The 15,263-nt window shown below is 57.5% G+C and carries 15 protein-coding genes; 7 read left to right on the top strand and 8 right to left on the bottom strand.

Annotated elements, in window-relative coordinates; all coding sequences use genetic code 11:
• The first annotated feature begins 87 nt into the window (after positions 1-87).
• From ACOKCT_RS17015 to ACOKCT_RS17005, 3 genes are all read left to right on the top strand, one after another.
• Positions 88-822, top strand: a complete 735-nt coding sequence (locus ACOKCT_RS17015; RefSeq protein ID WP_103179965.1) for an AzlC family ABC transporter permease — start codon at positions 88-90, stop codon at positions 820-822.
• A gap of 1 nt (position 823) precedes the next feature.
• Positions 824-1,144, top strand: coding sequence for an AzlD domain-containing protein (locus tag ACOKCT_RS17010; RefSeq protein WP_420193693.1), 321 nt, complete (start codon positions 824-826; stop codon positions 1,142-1,144).
• 133 nt (positions 1,145-1,277) lie between these two features.
• On the top strand, positions 1,278-1,679 hold the full coding sequence (locus ACOKCT_RS17005) for a YybH family protein (protein WP_420193692.1): 402 nt from the start codon (positions 1,278-1,280) through the stop codon (positions 1,677-1,679).
• A gap of 90 nt (positions 1,680-1,769) precedes the next feature.
• Here the strand turns inward: ACOKCT_RS17005 and ACOKCT_RS17000 are convergent, their stop codons facing one another.
• The gene (locus ACOKCT_RS17000) at positions 1,770-4,043 is read right to left on the bottom strand and encodes an FdhF/YdeP family oxidoreductase (protein ID WP_420193691.1); all 2,274 of its coding nucleotides are present in this window, start codon (positions 4,041-4,043) and stop codon (positions 1,770-1,772) included.
• A gap of 296 nt (positions 4,044-4,339) precedes the next feature.
• Between ACOKCT_RS17000 and ACOKCT_RS16995 the strand changes: the two genes are divergently transcribed.
• Positions 4,340-5,725: a purine-cytosine permease family protein gene (locus tag ACOKCT_RS16995; protein ID WP_201304737.1), complete on the top strand. Its 1,386-nt coding sequence runs from the start codon at positions 4,340-4,342 to the stop codon at positions 5,723-5,725.
• 45 nt (positions 5,726-5,770) lie between these two features.
• Here ACOKCT_RS16995 and ACOKCT_RS16990 read toward each other — a convergent pair whose 3' ends face one another.
• Complete coding sequence (locus ACOKCT_RS16990; RefSeq protein WP_103179960.1) at positions 5,771-6,166, bottom strand: rhodanese-like domain-containing protein; 396 nt, start codon at positions 6,164-6,166, stop codon at positions 5,771-5,773.
• Positions 6,167-6,274: 108 nt separating this feature from the next.
• Between ACOKCT_RS16990 and ftrA the strand changes: the two genes are divergently transcribed.
• Positions 6,275-7,240, top strand: coding sequence for a transcriptional regulator FtrA (gene ftrA / locus ACOKCT_RS16985; protein ID WP_156654673.1), 966 nt, complete (start codon positions 6,275-6,277; stop codon positions 7,238-7,240).
• 114 nt (positions 7,241-7,354) lie between these two features.
• On the opposite strand, the gene ychF is transcribed toward ftrA, so the two are convergent.
• Together ychF and pth are read right to left on the bottom strand one after the other, a co-directional pair.
• Complete coding sequence (gene ychF, locus ACOKCT_RS16980; RefSeq protein ID WP_103179958.1) at positions 7,355-8,449, bottom strand: redox-regulated ATPase YchF; 1,095 nt, start codon at positions 8,447-8,449, stop codon at positions 7,355-7,357.
• 126 nt (positions 8,450-8,575) lie between these two features.
• Complete coding sequence (gene pth / locus ACOKCT_RS16975) at positions 8,576-9,160, bottom strand: aminoacyl-tRNA hydrolase (protein WP_103179957.1); 585 nt, start codon at positions 9,158-9,160, stop codon at positions 8,576-8,578.
• 274 nt (positions 9,161-9,434) lie between these two features.
• Between pth and ychH the strand changes: the two genes are divergently transcribed.
• Positions 9,435-9,710 (top strand): stress-induced protein YchH, encoded by a 276-nt coding sequence (gene ychH, locus ACOKCT_RS16970; RefSeq protein ID WP_103179956.1) that lies wholly within the window; start codon positions 9,435-9,437, stop codon positions 9,708-9,710.
• A 117-nt stretch (positions 9,711-9,827) separates the two neighbouring features.
• A complete protein-coding gene (locus tag ACOKCT_RS16965) occupies positions 9,828-10,871 on the top strand; it encodes a MerR family transcriptional regulator (RefSeq protein WP_420193690.1) in 1,044 nt (347 codons plus the stop codon).
• Here the strand turns inward: ACOKCT_RS16965 and dauA are convergent.
• The 4 genes from dauA to lolB form a co-directional block, all read right to left on the bottom strand.
• Entirely contained in the window at positions 10,857-12,533 is a 1,677-nt protein-coding gene (gene dauA / locus ACOKCT_RS16960) for a C4-dicarboxylic acid transporter DauA (protein WP_420193689.1), read from the bottom strand. The two genes, ACOKCT_RS16965 and dauA, sit on opposite strands and share 15 nt — an antisense overlap.
• Positions 12,534-12,653: 120 nt before the next feature.
• The gene (prs, locus tag ACOKCT_RS16955; protein WP_003856663.1) at positions 12,654-13,601 is read right to left on the bottom strand and encodes a ribose-phosphate diphosphokinase; all 948 of its coding nucleotides are present in this window, start codon (positions 13,599-13,601) and stop codon (positions 12,654-12,656) included.
• Between the two features lie 123 nt (positions 13,602-13,724).
• Positions 13,725-14,594 (bottom strand): 4-(cytidine 5'-diphospho)-2-C-methyl-D-erythritol kinase, encoded by an 870-nt coding sequence (gene ispE / locus ACOKCT_RS16950; RefSeq protein ID WP_103179954.1) that lies wholly within the window; start codon positions 14,592-14,594, stop codon positions 13,725-13,727.
• Positions 14,591-15,202: a lipoprotein insertase outer membrane protein LolB gene (lolB, locus tag ACOKCT_RS16945; RefSeq protein WP_103179953.1), complete on the bottom strand. Its 612-nt coding sequence runs from the start codon at positions 15,200-15,202 to the stop codon at positions 14,591-14,593. Before lolB ends, ispE begins: the two co-directional genes overlap by 4 nt.
• Between the last annotated feature and the right edge of the window lie 61 nt (positions 15,203-15,263).

Below are 15,263 nucleotides of genomic sequence, written 5' to 3'. Positions count from 1 at the left end.
ATTTCACGGCTAAGCGGGATTTTACTATAGCGTTTGCTGTTGATTCTTAAGATAGTTATTGAGCTAAGTAATATAAGGGAAGAAACGATGTTGATGAAGATAAATACCGGACATCCCGCGTCCGTCACGGACGAATTTCGGGCCGGTATTGCTGCCTGTCTCCCCACCATTGCAGGCTACTGGAGCATTGGCTTTGCGGCGGGGGCGATAGGCACGCTCTCCGGGTTTACCACCGGGCAAATCGCGCTGTTGGCGAGCGCCCTCTACGCCGGTTCGGCGCAGTTCCTGTTTTACTCACTCTGGGCCGCAGGGGCGGAAATGGCCTCCGTGGTGCTGAGCGTGCTGCTGGTCAACCTGCGCTACCTGCTGATGAGCTCCTCCATGAGCGTTTTTTTTCGTGACTACACCACATTGCAGAAAGTGGTCAGCGGGCTGTTGCTGACCGACGAAACCTTTGGCGTGGCGGTGCAGCGCGCCAGCCCGCAGGGCAAAATCAGCTACCCCTGGATGCTGGGGCTGAATATTACCGCCTGGCTGAACTGGATCATCGCCTGTGTGGCCGGAGCATGGCTGGCAACCACGCTGCCCGCCTCGCTGATGGAGGGGCTGGGCTTCAGCCTGGTGTCGATGTTTATCGGCCTGATCCTGATGATGTGGTTTGCCAGCCGCAGGAAGATCCTCGAAACCATCAATATTGTCGTCGCGGTGGCGATCACACTGCTGACTGCCGGGAGTAGCTCGCTCAGTCTGGTGGTCATTCTGGCCGCATCCCTTGCCGCCACGCTGGCGACGCTGCTGTTACGCGCCCGGAAAGGAAAATAAGATGGAAAGAAATATTCTGCTGGCGATCCTCGCCTCGGCGCTGGTCACTGCCCTGATGCGTACCGTGCCGGTTTTGCTGTTATCCCGCTTTCGGCTGCCGGAGGTGTTGCTGCAGTGGCTGAGCTTTATCCCCACCGCCATCATGGCCGCCCTGGTTGCCGCCGAACTGATGAGTAAACCTGCAATGACAGATTCGGGGATCAGCATCTCGCTGCTGGCGGCGGCGTTTGCCACTCTGGTGGGCATTCTTACCCGCGGACTCTTTGCCACGGTGATCGCGGGAGTGGTAGCGTTTTGCGCGGCGGGGTATTTTTTGGCGTAATATTCTATAAACAGTGAGCTTTGCGAGACCTCTTCCAGAAAGGCTAGCCGGGTACTTTCGCTTGCCCGGCCTACACTTTGCGCCGACGGGTGATACAGTGAATAGAGGCAATCACTGAACAGGGAGTATGCACATGTACGAACACCCGCTTCGCAATATCATTAAGGCGTGTGACAGGGCGATCTCAGCCAAAGATTTTGATTCGCTGATGGAGCACTACGCCGACGACGCCGCGCTGGTGGTTAAGCCCGGTATGATCGTTAAAGGTAAAGACAATATCCGCAGCGCCTTTATTTCCATTTCTGATTATTTCCAGGATCAGCTCGTCGTGAAGCAGGGCGATATCCAGATCATTGAAGGTGGAGGAGATGCGCTGGTGATCATGGAATCCCAGCTTTTTTACCCGGATGAACAGGGCGCTACAACAGAGATCACCCGGCGTGCAACCTATGTATTCCGTCTGGAAAATGACCGCTGGCTGTGCACCATCGACAATTCCTACGGAACGTCAGTGTTAGATGCTGAACCCACCTGACCTTTTTATTTGCTGACCGGCGTCAAACTGAACAGAGAGAGCATCACCGATCCGGGCAACACACCGGATCGGTGACGGCGTGAGAAGAGATTAGAGGGCGCGGATCTCCTTTGAGCGCAGACTCAGGCGGACGGGCACTGATTTGTACGACGGCGTACCGCTCTCTTTATCGAGATAATCCAGCGGTACCAGCACGTTCGCTTCCGGGTAGTAGCCAGCAACCGTGCCAGGGGCAATGCTGTAGGCCACCACGGTGATGTCGTCCAGACGCTGCTGTGAGCCGGGGAGGGCGGTATGAATATCTACCCGATCGCCATGCTCCAGCCCCAACTGCTGCATATCCTCTTCGTTCATAAATAGCACGTCGCGCCGGCCGAACACGCCGCGATAGCGGTCATCCAGGGCATAGATGGTGGTGTTGTACTGGTCGTGACTACGCAGTGTAACCAGACGCAGCACGCGCTCACCTTCGCCCGGACTGTTCTCGCTCACACCCTCAAACAGCGAAAACATCGCCTTGCCGCTGGCGGTGGGCCAGACGCGCTCCGTGGGCGGCAGCGGCATACGAAATCCGCCCGGCCCCCGGATGCGGGCGTTGAAATTTTCAAAGCCCGGCAGCGTCTGCTCGATAGCGTCGCGAATACGGTCGTAATCCTCCACCAGGCCCAGCCAGTCGGTTTTGCTGTGGAGCAGGGTGGCGTGGGCGATCCCGGCGACAATGGCGGGTTCCGAGCGTAGCCAGGGAGAGGCCGGTTTGAGCTTGCCGCGGGAGGCATGCACCATCGACATCGAGTCTTCCACGGTGATTGACTGCTGGCCGCTCTGCTGCATATCCAGTTCAGTGCGCCCCAGGCAGGGGAGAAGATATGTCTCTTTCCCGACCAGCAGGTGGGTGCGGTTCAGCTTGGTGGCGACATGTATGCTGAGATCGAGACGTTTCAGCGCCGCAAACGTCCTGTCGTGATCGGGCATCGCTACCGCAAAATTCCCCCCGAGGCAGAGGAGCGCTTTGGCCTCGCCGTTAATCATCGCCTGCGCCGCCTGTACCGCGTCGTGGCCGTGGGTGGCAGGTGGGGTAAAACCGAACACCGTGCCCAGCCGGTCCAGAAAGGCCGCGGTCGGTTTTTCGGTGATCCCCACGGTGCGGTTGCCCTGCACGTTGGAGTGGCCGCGTAACGGACAGATGCCCGCGCCGGGTTTGCCAAAATTGCCGCGCAGCAGCAGGAGATCGGCGATCAAACGCACATTGGCGGTACCCTTGTTGTGCTGGGTGATCCCCATGCCGTAGGTGATGATGGTGGCGCTGGACTTAGCGTAGAGGCGCGCCACGTTCTCCAGATCGGCGCGCTTCAGGCCAGACTCGCGCTCGATGGCCTCCCAGCTCGTGGCGGCGATATCGGCGGCAAAGTCGGCAAACCCCTGGGTGTGGCTGGCGATAAAGTCATGATCCAGCGCATCCAGCACCAGCAGATGTTTTGCGATACCTTTTAACGCCGCGGCGTCGCCCCCGGCTTTAACCTGATAGTACGTCGAGGCGATATCGGTGGCGCTGTATGTCGCCATCTCTCTGACATTTTGCGGATCGGCGAAGCGCTCCAGCGCCGTTTCGCGCAGCGGGTTAAAAACGATAATCGGCACGCCCCGGCGGGAGAGCTCGTGCAGGGTGCCCATCATCCGTGGATGGTTGGTGCCCGGGTTATGGCCGATGGAGATCACCAGCTCAGTATGGTCGAAATCCTCCAGCGAGACGGTGCCTTTGCCAATCCCGATGGAGCGGGGCAGGCCGACGCTGGTGGCCTGGTGGCACATATTAGAGCAGTCGGGGAAATTATTGGTGCCCAGCTGGCGGGCAAACAGCTGATACAGGAAGGCGGCTTCGTTTGACGCGCGCCCGGAGGTGTAAAACTCCACCTCATCCGGGGCCAGCCCGCGCAGCACTTCGCCGATACGGGCAAAGGCTTCGTCCCACGCCACCGGGCGAAAGGTGTCGCTCTGCGGATCGTATTTCATGGGATGGGTCAGGCGCCCATAGCCTTCCAGCTCAAAATCACTTTTTGACCACAGGGTACTGACGGTGTGCTCAGCGAAAAATTCAGGGGTGACACGCTTTGTGGTCGCTTCCCAGGTCACCGCCTTGGCGCCGTTCTCGCAAAACTGAAAGGTGGATTTGTGTTCTTTGTCGGGCCAGGCGCAGCCCGGGCAGTCGAAGCCGTCGGGCTGGTTGGTGCGCAGCAGCGTGGCGGGAGCGTCAAAGGTGTCCATCTGCGTACGCACGGCAATCGCCGTGGCTTTTAAGGCTCCCCAGCCCCCCGCAGGGCCGGCGTAATGGCGAATGCCGGGTACCGCTCGTCTGTTATTGCTCATCTGCACTCCTGTCTTAAGCGGGTATATGTGATGGCGATGCCTGATTTGACTGTCGATCGAAACCCATCTCAATCACATATAGTTTTCATGTTAATTACAAATTATTCACAGTTCAGTTCACAAATCCACCATCAGATGCGTGTGGGTGGATGTCAATGGTTGTATATACATGTTCTGTCATATGGCGTTGCATAGGTATAGCAGGGTTTCTGACGGGCATTAATCATCCACTCAGAGAGGAAACTATGTCGTCTTTTTCATCTTCAGAAGCGCAGTCAAAGCGCGGCGGGACGCGAATATCGGAAACACGATCCATCGATTACATCCCGGATAATGAACGGCACGGCCACCCCTTCAGTCAGTTTACGCTGTGGTTTGGCGGCAATCTGCAGATCACCGCCATTGTGACCGGGGCGCTGGCAGTGGTGCTGGGCGGGGATGTGGTGTGGTCCATCATTGGCCTGCTGGTGGGGCAGGTGCTGGGCGCGGTGGTAATGTCATTTCATGCCCTGCAGGGACCGCGCCTCGGTCTGCCGCAGATGATCATCAGTCGCGCCCAGTTTGGTGTGCTGGGTGCGATGATCCCGCTGGCGCTGGTCTGCGTGATGTATGTCGGCTTCTCCGCCAGCGGGACGGTACTGGCCGGACAGGCGATGGCCAGGCTGCTGTCGATCTCGAACGTGGCCGGTATGATCCTGTTCAGCGCGATCATTATCGTGATTGCGGTGCTGGGATATAAGGTGATCCACAAGCTCGGCAAGGTAGCGAGCGTGGTGGGGGTGCTGGCGTTTGTCTATCTGTTTATCGCTCTGCTGATCGCCAGCGATGTGGGCGCTGTGATGCAGAATAACCACTTCTCGATGCCGATGTTCCTGCTGGCGGTATCGCTCTCCTCCTCATGGCAGATCGCCTTTTGTCCCTACGTCTCCGACTATTCCCGCTATCTGCCGCGCGACGTCTCAGGGGTGAAGACCTTCCTCTCCGTCTTCAGCGGTACGGTGCTGGGCACCCAGGCGTCCATGACGCTCGGGGTGATCACCGCGGCAATCGCCGGCAGCGCCTTCAAGGGACATGAGGTGAGTTACATCGTCGGACTGGGTAAAAGCGAGGCGATGGCGATGGTGATCTACTTTGCGATCTGCTTTGGCAAAATCACCTTTACCACCCTCAACGCCTACGGCAGTTTTATGTCCCTGACCACCATTGTCTCGGGCTTTCGCCGGCAGACGACGCTGAACCAGAAAAGCCGTGTGACCTTTGTGGTACTGATGGTGGCCCTTTCGTGCGTGATTGCGCTGCTGAGCGAACCGGCGTTCCTGAAGCACTTCACCCATTTCCTGCTGTTCCTGTTGGCCTTTTTCGTACCGTGGAGCGCCATCAGCCTGACCGATTACTTTATTATCTCCCGTAAAGCGGTAGATATTCCGGCGCTGTTCGATTCCCGTGGTCGCTACGGGCACTGGAACATGTTTGCCATCAGCGTCTATGTTGTTGGCGTGTTGATCCAGCTGCCGTTTATTGAAAACCCGCTCTACCACGGCTCGCTGACCTGGCTGTTTGCCGACAACGATGTCTCGTGGGTGATTGGCTGGTTCTGTACCGCAGCGCTCTATTATAGCTTGCGGCGTTTTGATCGTCGGGTGCTGCCGACAGAGACGATCTATCCGGCGTCGGGCAGGTGAAAGAGGTGTCAGCGATCCCGCAGGTCAGACGGGATCGCGGCTCTTTTACTGGGGGTTAAAAGCAAAACCTTCGTCGGCCCAGCCGGTCATTCCGCCAATCATAATTTTCACCGGGCGGCCCATCTGCGCCAGCTTCAGCGCGGCGCGATCCGCACCGTTGCAGTGCGGCCCGGCGCAATAGACCACAAACACTGTATCGGAGGGCCACTCCGCCATTCTTTGCTCGGTCATATCGCGATGTCGCAGGTGCAGCGCCCCAGGAATATGACGGCGGGCGAATGCCTCCGGGCTACCGACCACATGCAGCAACACAAAATCGACATTACCCTCTTTAAACGCGGTATGCACATCGTCACAGTCTGTTTCCACGCTCAGTCGCTGTAAAAAATGGTTTGCTGCGACATCTGGCGACGCAGCAGGATAATCAGTTACATAGCTCATAAACACCTCCAGGAATGAGCCTTTACTCTACGGCGGAGACGCGGCTTTGACAGCTGGCAGAAATGCCAGATAATATCAAGATCATGACAAAACCCATTGAGTGTGGTGATGAATAATCCTCTGGTGGTTGTACTGGCCTATGACGGCCTCTGTACCTTTGAATTCGGTATTGCCGTCGAAATTTTCGCGCTGCCCCGCCCCGAGATGGGCGAGGAGTGGTATCGCTTTGCGGTGGCGGGCGTTGATCCGGGTGAGTTACGCGCAACGGGCGGCTTCAGGTTGGTGGTGGATGGCGGGCTGGAGCTGCTGAGTGAGGCCGGAACGATCATCGTGCCCGGCTGGCGGGGGGCCGAAGTTCCGGTGCCCGCCGCGCTGTGCGAGCAGCTTGTCGCGGCACATCAACGTGGGGCGAGGATCCTCTCTATCTGTTCCGGAGTCTTTGTGCTGGCCGCCGCAGGGTTACTCGACAACCGGCAGGCGACCACCCACTGGCGTTATACCGACCTGCTGCAACAGCGTTATCCCGCCATCAAGGTCACACCTGACGTGCTGTATATTGATAACGGTGATGTATTGACCTCCGCAGGCAGCGCGGCGGGTATCGATCTTTGTCTGCACCTGGTGCGCCGGGATTATGGCAGCGTGGCGGCCAACCGCGTCGCGCGTCGGCTGGTGGTGTCGCCCCATCGCGACGGCGGCCAGGCTCAGTTTATTCAGCAGGCGGTGCCTGTCGCCTATGAAGGCCATCGCCTTGGGGCACTCTTCGACTACCTGTACGCCAGACTTGCCGAGCCGCATACCGTTGAGTCGCTGGCAAAATTTGTCGGGATGAGCCCGCGTACCTTTTTGCGCCGTTTCACCGCCACCACCGGCAAGACGCCCGCCCAGTGGTTGCTCCACGCCCGCCTGAGCCGCAGCCAGGATTTGCTGGAGAATAGCCAGTTGTCGATTGAGCGTATCGCGGAGGAGGTGGGGTTTGGCAGCGTGGCGACGATGCGTCATCACTTCAAAAATCAGCTGTCGACGACGCCTGCGGCATACAGGAAGGGGTTTTACACTTCAGCAGAGCAATAATGGGCAAGGTTGTTTAATGATTCTCCAGGCGAGACAACGTGCCTTTGATAAAAAAATCCACGCCATGGCGTGGATTTTTTCAGGTCAGTTAACGCATCCGCAGATGCATGACCCTTAAACGTTAAACAGGAAGTTCATCACATCGCCATCTTTAACGATGTAGTCTTTCCCTTCTGCACGCATCTTGCCGGCTTCTTTCGCACCTTGCTCACCCTTGTAGGTAATAAAGTCTTCAAAGGCGATGGTCTGGGCACGGATAAAGCCTTTTTCAAAGTCGGTGTGGATTTTACCCGCCGCCTGTGGTGCCGTCGCGCCGACAGGGATAGTCCAGGCGCGCACTTCTTTCACGCCAGCGGTGAAGTAGGTCTGCAGGTTCAGCAGTTGGTAACCGGCGCGGATCACGCGGTTCAGACCTGGCTCTTCCAGACCCAGCTCAGCCATGAACTCTTCACGGTCGGCATCGTCCAGCTCGGCGATATCAGACTCAACAGCCGCACACACGGCCACGACCACAGAACCTTCCGCTGCTGCGATTTCACGCACTTTGTCCAGGTATGGGTTGTTTTCAAAACCGTCTTCATTGACGTTGGCAATGTACATGGTCGGCTTCAGGGTCAGGAAGCTCAGGTATTTGATCGCCGCTTTGTCTTCGTCAGTCAGGTTTTTCAGCGCGCGCAGCATGCCCGCGTTTTCGAGCTGTGGCAGACATTTTTCCAGCGCAGCCTGTTCCGCTTTCGCGTCTTTGTCGCCGCCTTTGGCTTTCTTCTGCACGCGCTGCAGGGCGCGCTCGCAGGTATCCAGGTCCGCCAGTGCCAGCTCGGTGTTGATCACCTCGATATCGTCAGCCGGGTCCACTTTGTTGTTCACGTGGATGATGTTGTCGTTCTCAAAGCAACGCACAACGTGGCCGATCGCTTCGGTTTCACGGATGTTGGTCAGGAACTGGTTACCCAGGCCTTCACCTTTCGAGGCGCCTTTTACCAGGCCCGCGATGTCCACGAACTCCATGGTGGTGGGCAGAATGCGCTGCGGTTTTACGATCTCCGCAAGCTGATCCAGACGCGGATCGGGCATAGGTACAACACCGGTGTTTGGCTCAATGGTACAGAACGGGAAGTTAGCCGCTTCGATGCCCGCCTTAGTCAGCGCGTTAAACAGGGTGGATTTGCCAACGTTAGGCAGACCAACGATACCGCATTTGAATCCCATTTCTGAATCACCTTAATATCTTGATATTCAACACGTTAACATTAACGAGTCGAAGAAAAGTAAATAACTACGCCTATTATACACGTAACCGGCAGCCTGCGGGGCAAAAAAGCCGTTTCGCGCCGGTTATTGCGCTTTGAAAGCGTGAAGACGGTTGGTGGCTTTGGTTAAACCATCCTGGAGCCAGATTTCGGTGCAACGCGCCGCTTCGTCTACCGCCTCGTCGATCAGTTTCTGCTCGGAAACCGGTGGCTTACCCAGGACAAAACCAACAACTTTGTTTTTATCGCCCGGATGACCAATCCCCACGCGTAAGCGATGGAAGTTAGGGTTATTGCCCAGTTTGCTGATGATGTCTTTTAAGCCGTTGTGCCCGCCGTGGCCGCCACCAAGTTTGAATTTTGCCACGCCCGGCGGCAGATCCAGTTCGTCGTGCGCCACCAGGATCTCATCCGGATTGATGCGATAAAAGGTCGCCATCGCGGCCACCGCTTTACCGCTTAAATTCATAAACGTCGTGGGCACCAGCAGACGCACATCGGCGCCAGCCAGGTTAACGCGAGAGGTAAACCCGTAGAATTTAGGTTCTTCACGCAGAGGGGCGCGTAACCGCTCGGCCAGCAGATCAACATACCAGGCGCCAGCATTATGGCGGGTGGCAGCATATTCCGCGCCGGGGTTAGCCAGGCCGACAATCAGTTTAATCGTCACGTTTTTATTCCTGAAAGTGCTAAGTCTGGCGCGTAGTGTACTGTCTGCCGCGTCGGTTGACAAAATTCTGCTAAGCGACACGTAGAAACTGAATAATCCCGGCGTTGAACCATTAGAATTTCATGCTACTCAAAGGCTTATTTGTAAAGTTTTGTTGCACCGAAGTAGATATTTGTGATCGTTGACGCAATCCGCAAAACGGGTGGTGTCTATACTTTACACACAAGGAATAGGGAGATTATTCCCTTACAACCCAAAGTTCCGGAGGTGCTATATGAAACGCAAAAACGCTTCGCTACTCGGTAACGTGTTGATGGGGTTGGGATTAGTCGTCATGGTTGTCGGCGTCGGTTATTCCATTTTAAACCAGCTTCCGCAACTTGACCTGCCACAATACTTCGCCCATGGCGCAGTGTTGAGCATCTTCCTGGGAGCGGTGCTCTGGCTGGCCGGGGCGCGCGTCAGCGGCCACGAACAGGTCTGCGACCGCTACTGGTGGGTGCGCCATTATGATAAACGCTGCCGTCGCGAACAGCATAAGCACAGCTAACCTGTGACAGCGCGAAAAGCGGTTTCTTCGGAAGCCGTTTTTTTTTGCCTTTTTTCTTGACCCTCACGTAACGTAAGGCACCAGAGTGACCGTGATGGCGAGATAAAAGGAGCAGCGATGTTAATTCAGGTTGGCCTGTTGGCGAAGAGAGCGGGGATCACCGTTCGGACATTACACCATTATGAGCAAACCGGCTTGCTGCTGCCCTCTGCCAGAAGTGCGGCAGGTTACCGTCTTTATACCCTCGCGGATGTACAGCGGCTACACCGTATCCAGGTGTTAGCCAGAGCGGGGCTGGAGCTTGCCGAAATTAAAGAGGTTCTCGATCGGGATCCGCGCTCCATGGTGGATCTCCTGGGCGCGCAAATCGCTCTGCTGGATAAACAGATGCGCAGCATTCAGATGCTGCGCGAGCAGCTCGTGAGTTTGCATAGCACGCTGGCCGCAGGCACCGAGCCCGATCTGGAATCCTGGTTACAGACGCTGGAGTTAATGACGATGTACGATCGCTGGTTCAGTAAAGAAGAGTTACAGGTATTACCGTTTGCGCAGCAGAGTGACGCCCTGGCAGAGATCTGGGCCGGGCTGGTGGCCGAAGCCCGCCGCATGCTGGCGGAAAAGGTGGACGTTGCCGACCCACGCGCTACCGGGCTGGCTACGCGTTGGATGACGCAGCTTGAGCAGGATACCGCAGGCAACCCCGACTTCCTGACCCGCCTGAATGAGATGCACAGCGTGGAGCCGCAAATGCGTGAGCAGACGGGGATCGACGCTGATATCCTCGATTTCATCACCCGGGCCTTCGCCGAGAGCAAGCTGGCTATCTGGCAGCGCTACCTGACGCCCGAGGAGATGGCGTTTACCCGTGCGCACTATTTTGATCGCATGATGGAGTGGCCGGCACTGGTGGCAAAACTTCATCAGGCAAGCCGGGAAGGGGTGCAGGCAGAGAGTCCGGAAGCACAGCGGCTGGCGGAAAACTGGCTGGCGCTGTTCCAGTCTTACGCAGGGGATAATCCTGCAACTCAGCAAAAATTCCGCGAGGCGATGCAGCAGGAGCCGCATCTGATGAAAGGGACCTGGATGACGCCTGCTGTGCTCGAGTGGCTTCAGCAGGCGATAGGCATCATGATGCAGCGCCGGATGTCACAGATCCGCTAACGCGGCCTCACGGTCAGGATAGAACGCCAGACGGCCCGCAATGGGCTGAACCCCTGCGCGCGCCATCGTGCGCAGGGGCTGGAATTCGAGATTGGTCACCCGCAGTTCACAGCCTTCCGGCAGACGTTGGACAAAACGCTGTAAGGCGTCCAGCCCGCCGGCATCCAGCACCGGGACCGCATCCCATTTCAGCACCACGACACGTTTCCCCGCAATGCGCGACTCCAGTTCGCTGAACAATCCTTCCGCGGCGGCAAAAAACAGCGGGCCGATGACTCGCAGCACCAGCACGTCTTCCGGCGTGGCGACATTGACGCTGGCCAGACGGGTCATACGGGCAATGCGACGCATAAACAGTAATGATGCCAGCACAATCCCGACGCTTATCGCAATGACCATGTCAAACAGTACCGTCAGCGACATGCAGATCAGCATTACGATGATGTCGTCTTTGGGGGCGCGGCGCAGCAGGTTGATGACTTTATGCGCCTCGCTCATGTTCCATGCCACCATCAGCAGCAGGGCGGCCATGGCCGAGAGCGGCAACCAGGAGAGCAAGGGCGCCAGCACCAGCAGGGCGAGGATCACCAGCACCGAATGGACCACCGCCGAGACCGGCGACGTGGCGCCCGCGCGCACGTTGGCCGCGGAACGGGCGATGGCCGCTGTGGCAGTAATGCCGCCGAAGAACGGGGCGATAATGTTGCCCAGCCCCTGGCCGACCAGCTCGCTGTTGGCTTTATGTTTGGTGCCGGTCATGCCGTCCAGCACCACGGCGCAGAGCAGCGACTCAATCGCCCCTAACATCGCCATCGAAAAAGCGGCTGGCAGCAGGGCGCGCAGGGAGTCCCAGCTTAAGGTAAAGCTGGAGCCGGGCAGATCCCACGGCAGCACCAGCTGGGGCAGAAGCTGCGGAATACCGTTACCCTGGGAGCCATCCGCCAGCACGTAGTGGAACTGCGAGCCGATAGTGGCGACATGGCCGCCCAGCAGATTGACTATCCCCATTACCGCGCAGCCCAGCAGCAGGGCGGGCAGGTGTCCTGGCAGGCGGATGCCCAGCCGTGGCCAGAGGATCAGCGTGCCCAGGGTCACCACGCCAATCGCCGCATCGCCCAGGTTTGTTGTCGGCAGCGCCATCGCCAGCGCCCCCACTTTTTGCAGGTAATGCTCCGGCACGTGGGCCATCTGTAAGCCCAGGAAGTCCTTAATCTGCATGGTGCCGATGGTGATGCCGATCCCGGAGGTGAAGCCCAGCGTGACGGAGAGGGGAATATACTCAATCAGCCGGCCAAAGCGCGCCAGACCGAACAGAATCAAAAATACCCCGGACATCAGGGTCGCCACCAGCAATCCGCCCAGACCAAACTGCTGAGAAACCGGATAGAGGATCACCACAAAGGCTGCGGTGGGCCCGGAGACGCTAAAGCGCGACCCACCGGTCAGGGCAATCACAATCCCGGCAACGGCGGCGGTGTAGAGGCCATACTGCGGCGCCACGCCGCTGCCAATGGCCAGCGCCATCGCCAATGGAATGGCAATAATGCCGACCGTAATGCCGGCGATAAGATCGCGGGTAAACCGCGACAGGGTATATTTCTCTTTCCAGCAGGCGTCGATGAGGGCGCGGAAGGGAAGAACATGAGAGGAAGCGTTTTTCACAATCATCATCCGTGTGCGCATCATCTGTCATATCAATGGCAGGTGAAGGAGGCATTAATCATACAAATACATCTTGCAGACAAAAAAACCCGCCGTAGCGGGTTTTCTGACTGCGTCCGATTAGTGTTCGAACATGGCAGAGATAGACTCTTCGTTGCTGATACGACGAATCGCTTCTGCCAGCATCCCGGAGAGGGTCAAAGTACGCACGTTTGGCAGCGCTTTGATCTCGTCGCTCAGTGGGATGGTGTCGCACACCACAACTTCATCAATAACGGAGTTGCGCAGGTTGTTCACGGCATTGCCGGAGAAGATCGGGTGAGTCGCGTAGGCGAACACGCGTTTAGCACCACGCTCTTTCAGCGCTTCGGCGGCTTTGCACAGAGTGCCGCCGGTGTCGATCATGTCGTCAACCAGCACGCAGTCACGGCCAGCAACGTCACCGATGATATGCATCACCTGAGAAACGTTAGCGCGCGGACGACGTTTATCGATGATCGCCATGTCGGTGTCATTCAGCAGTTTGGCGATAGCGCGAGCGCGAACCACGCCGCCGATGTCCGGAGAAACCACAATCGGGTTGTCCAGGTTCAGCTGCAGCATATCTTCCAGCAGGATTGGGCTGCCGAATACGTTATCAACCGGAACATCAAAGAAGCCCTGGATCTGCTCGGCATGCAGGTCAACCGTCAGAACGCGGTCAACACCCACACTTGAGAGGAAGTCAGCAACAACTTTTGCGGTAATTGGCACACGTGCGGAACGGACGCGACGGTCCTGACGGGCATAGCCAAAGTAAGGAATAACAGCAGTGATACGGCCAGCGGAAGCACGGCGCAGGGCATCGACCATAACAACCAGTTCCATCAGGTTGTCGTTAGTTGGAGCACAGGTGGACTGGATGATGAAAATATCACCACCGCGTACATTTTCGTTAATTTGTACGCTGACTTCGCCATCGCTAAAGCGACCTACGGCGGCGTCGCCAAGAGAAGTGTACAGGCGGTTGGCAATACGTTGTGCTAGTTCCGGGGTGGCGTTACCAGCAAAAAGCTTCATATCAGGCACGAGAAGAACCTCAGGCATGCGTCCAGTGGTGGATAGTTCGCCGTAAACTGTGCGGGCCAGGCGAACGCTATCCAGGCGGTGTATTAAAGAGCGCGATGCAACGTCTGGAACAGGGTGACGTTGTCACCGAAACTCAGATTGCGCCAGAATGGCCTGCTGTAGCGGGGAGATATTCATACCGCGCGCCACGAAACCATGCAGCCACTCTGGAGCCAGCTCGAGCACCTGACGTGCAGCGGATTCCGTATCAAATTCAGCAAAGACACAGGCTCCTGTGCCAGTCAGGCGCGACGGCGCGTATTCTAACAGCCAGGAAAGCGCTTCATCAACCTCGCGAAAACGTTTTCTTGCGATATCCTCGCAATCGTTGCTGAATTCACATTTTAATAACGTTTCTATTGACCGGACGGGGGTATCGCGTGGAAGGTCCGGATCTTTAAAGATAACCGGGGTAGGGATGCTGACGCCCGGGTGGGCGACCAGGTACCATTTTTCCGCGGGTTCGGCCGGGGAGAGGATCTCGCCCACCCCTTCGGCAAAGGCCGCATGCCCCCGGACAAACACCGGCACGTCGGCCCCGAGGGTTAACCCGAGCGCGGCCAGTTCATCCACCGAGAGATCGCAGCCCCAGAGGTGATTGAGCACCACCAGTACGGTAGCGGCATTTGACGAGCCCCCGCCGAGCCCGCCGCCCATCGGCAACCTTTTCTCCACGCGGATATCCGCGCCGCTGCCCGCCGGCAGGCGTCCGCTTTGCTGCGCCGCCGCCATCAGCATCCGGGCAGCACGGACGATCAGGTTATCTTCATCGGCCACGCCCTCCACCGGGGTGAGCAGACGAAGCTGCCCATCCTGACGCGGTTCAATCGAAATGGTGTCGCCGTAGTCGATAAACTGAAACAGCGTCTGCAGGGTGTGATAGCCGTCCGCACGCTGGCCGGTGATGTATAAAAACAGGTTAAGTTTTGCGGGTGAAGGCCAGTGGGTCATCATTTGACAATCCAGTTATCCATCTTCAGCTTGATGCGCTGGCCGCCTTCGGTCAGTTCCAGGCTGGTTGGCAGGGCCGGTTTGGTATTGCTGTCGTAGCCGCCATAGACCACGTGCCAGTTTTTACCGTTCTGGCTGTAGTTCACTTCACTCAGACGATACTGGTCGTCGAGTTTGTAATCGGTGGCGTCGCCCGGCAGGCCGAGGATCCACTGGCGCAGGCTGGTAATCGGAATCGGCATCCCGGTCAGCTTGCCGATCATCTCTTCGGCATCGGTACCGGTATATTTCTGCCCTTTATTATCGGTGATTTGCGCGCTGCCTGGCTGGGCAATCAGCTCCATTTCGGTGCTCCCCACCGGGTTGAGCAACAGCAGGCGATAGCGATCCTGGCCGGTCTGCTGCCAGAAGAAGCGGGCATACACTTTCTGCTGATCCGACAGATATGCAAAGGCACCGCGGGTCTGGTACTGGCTTAAACCACGCACCTCCTGCTGGTGCTGACGCCACTGCGGTGAGTCAGGGCTTTTGCCTGGCCCTTTGGGCGGCGTAATGGAACATGCGGTAAGTACCAGCGCGGCGAGAGGCAGGAGGCGAATCAGTCTGGTCATAATAATGACAAATCCTTGAGATACGTGGCGGTTATAACCCTTAATGCTAGCGCCCGGTAGC

The sequence above is a fragment of the Leclercia sp. M-A074-M genome, from assembly GCF_965195605.1.
Lineage (GTDB): Bacteria > Pseudomonadota > Gammaproteobacteria > Enterobacterales > Enterobacteriaceae > Enterobacter.
This window is presented reverse-complemented; position numbering and strand designations above follow the sequence as displayed.

What these genes read in the sequence shown, in the direction of transcription:
- ACOKCT_RS17015 (WP_103179965.1), top strand. Translation starts at nt 88, where the DNA reads ATGTTGATGAAGATAAATACCGGACATCCCGCGTCCGTCACGGACGAA.
- ACOKCT_RS17010 (WP_420193693.1), top strand. Translation starts at nt 824, where the DNA reads ATGGAAAGAAATATTCTGCTGGCGATCCTCGCCTCGGCGCTGGTCACT.
- ACOKCT_RS17005 (WP_420193692.1), top strand. Translation starts at nt 1,278, where the DNA reads ATGTACGAACACCCGCTTCGCAATATCATTAAGGCGTGTGACAGGGCG.
- ACOKCT_RS17000 (WP_420193691.1), bottom strand. Translation starts at nt 4,043, where the DNA reads ATGAGCAATAACAGACGAGCGGTACCCGGCATTCGCCATTACGCCGGC.
- ACOKCT_RS16990 (WP_103179960.1), bottom strand. Translation starts at nt 6,166, where the DNA reads ATGAGCTATGTAACTGATTATCCTGCTGCGTCGCCAGATGTCGCAGCA.
- ftrA (WP_156654673.1), top strand. Translation starts at nt 6,275, where the DNA reads ATGAATAATCCTCTGGTGGTTGTACTGGCCTATGACGGCCTCTGTACC.
- ychF (WP_103179958.1), bottom strand. Translation starts at nt 8,449, where the DNA reads ATGGGATTCAAATGCGGTATCGTTGGTCTGCCTAACGTTGGCAAATCC.
- ychH (WP_103179956.1), top strand. Translation starts at nt 9,435, where the DNA reads ATGAAACGCAAAAACGCTTCGCTACTCGGTAACGTGTTGATGGGGTTG.
- ACOKCT_RS16965 (WP_420193690.1), top strand. Translation starts at nt 9,828, where the DNA reads ATGTTAATTCAGGTTGGCCTGTTGGCGAAGAGAGCGGGGATCACCGTT.
- ispE (WP_103179954.1), bottom strand. Translation starts at nt 14,594, where the DNA reads ATGATGACCCACTGGCCTTCACCCGCAAAACTTAACCTGTTTTTATAC.
- lolB (WP_103179953.1), bottom strand. Translation starts at nt 15,202, where the DNA reads ATGACCAGACTGATTCGCCTCCTGCCTCTCGCCGCGCTGGTACTTACC.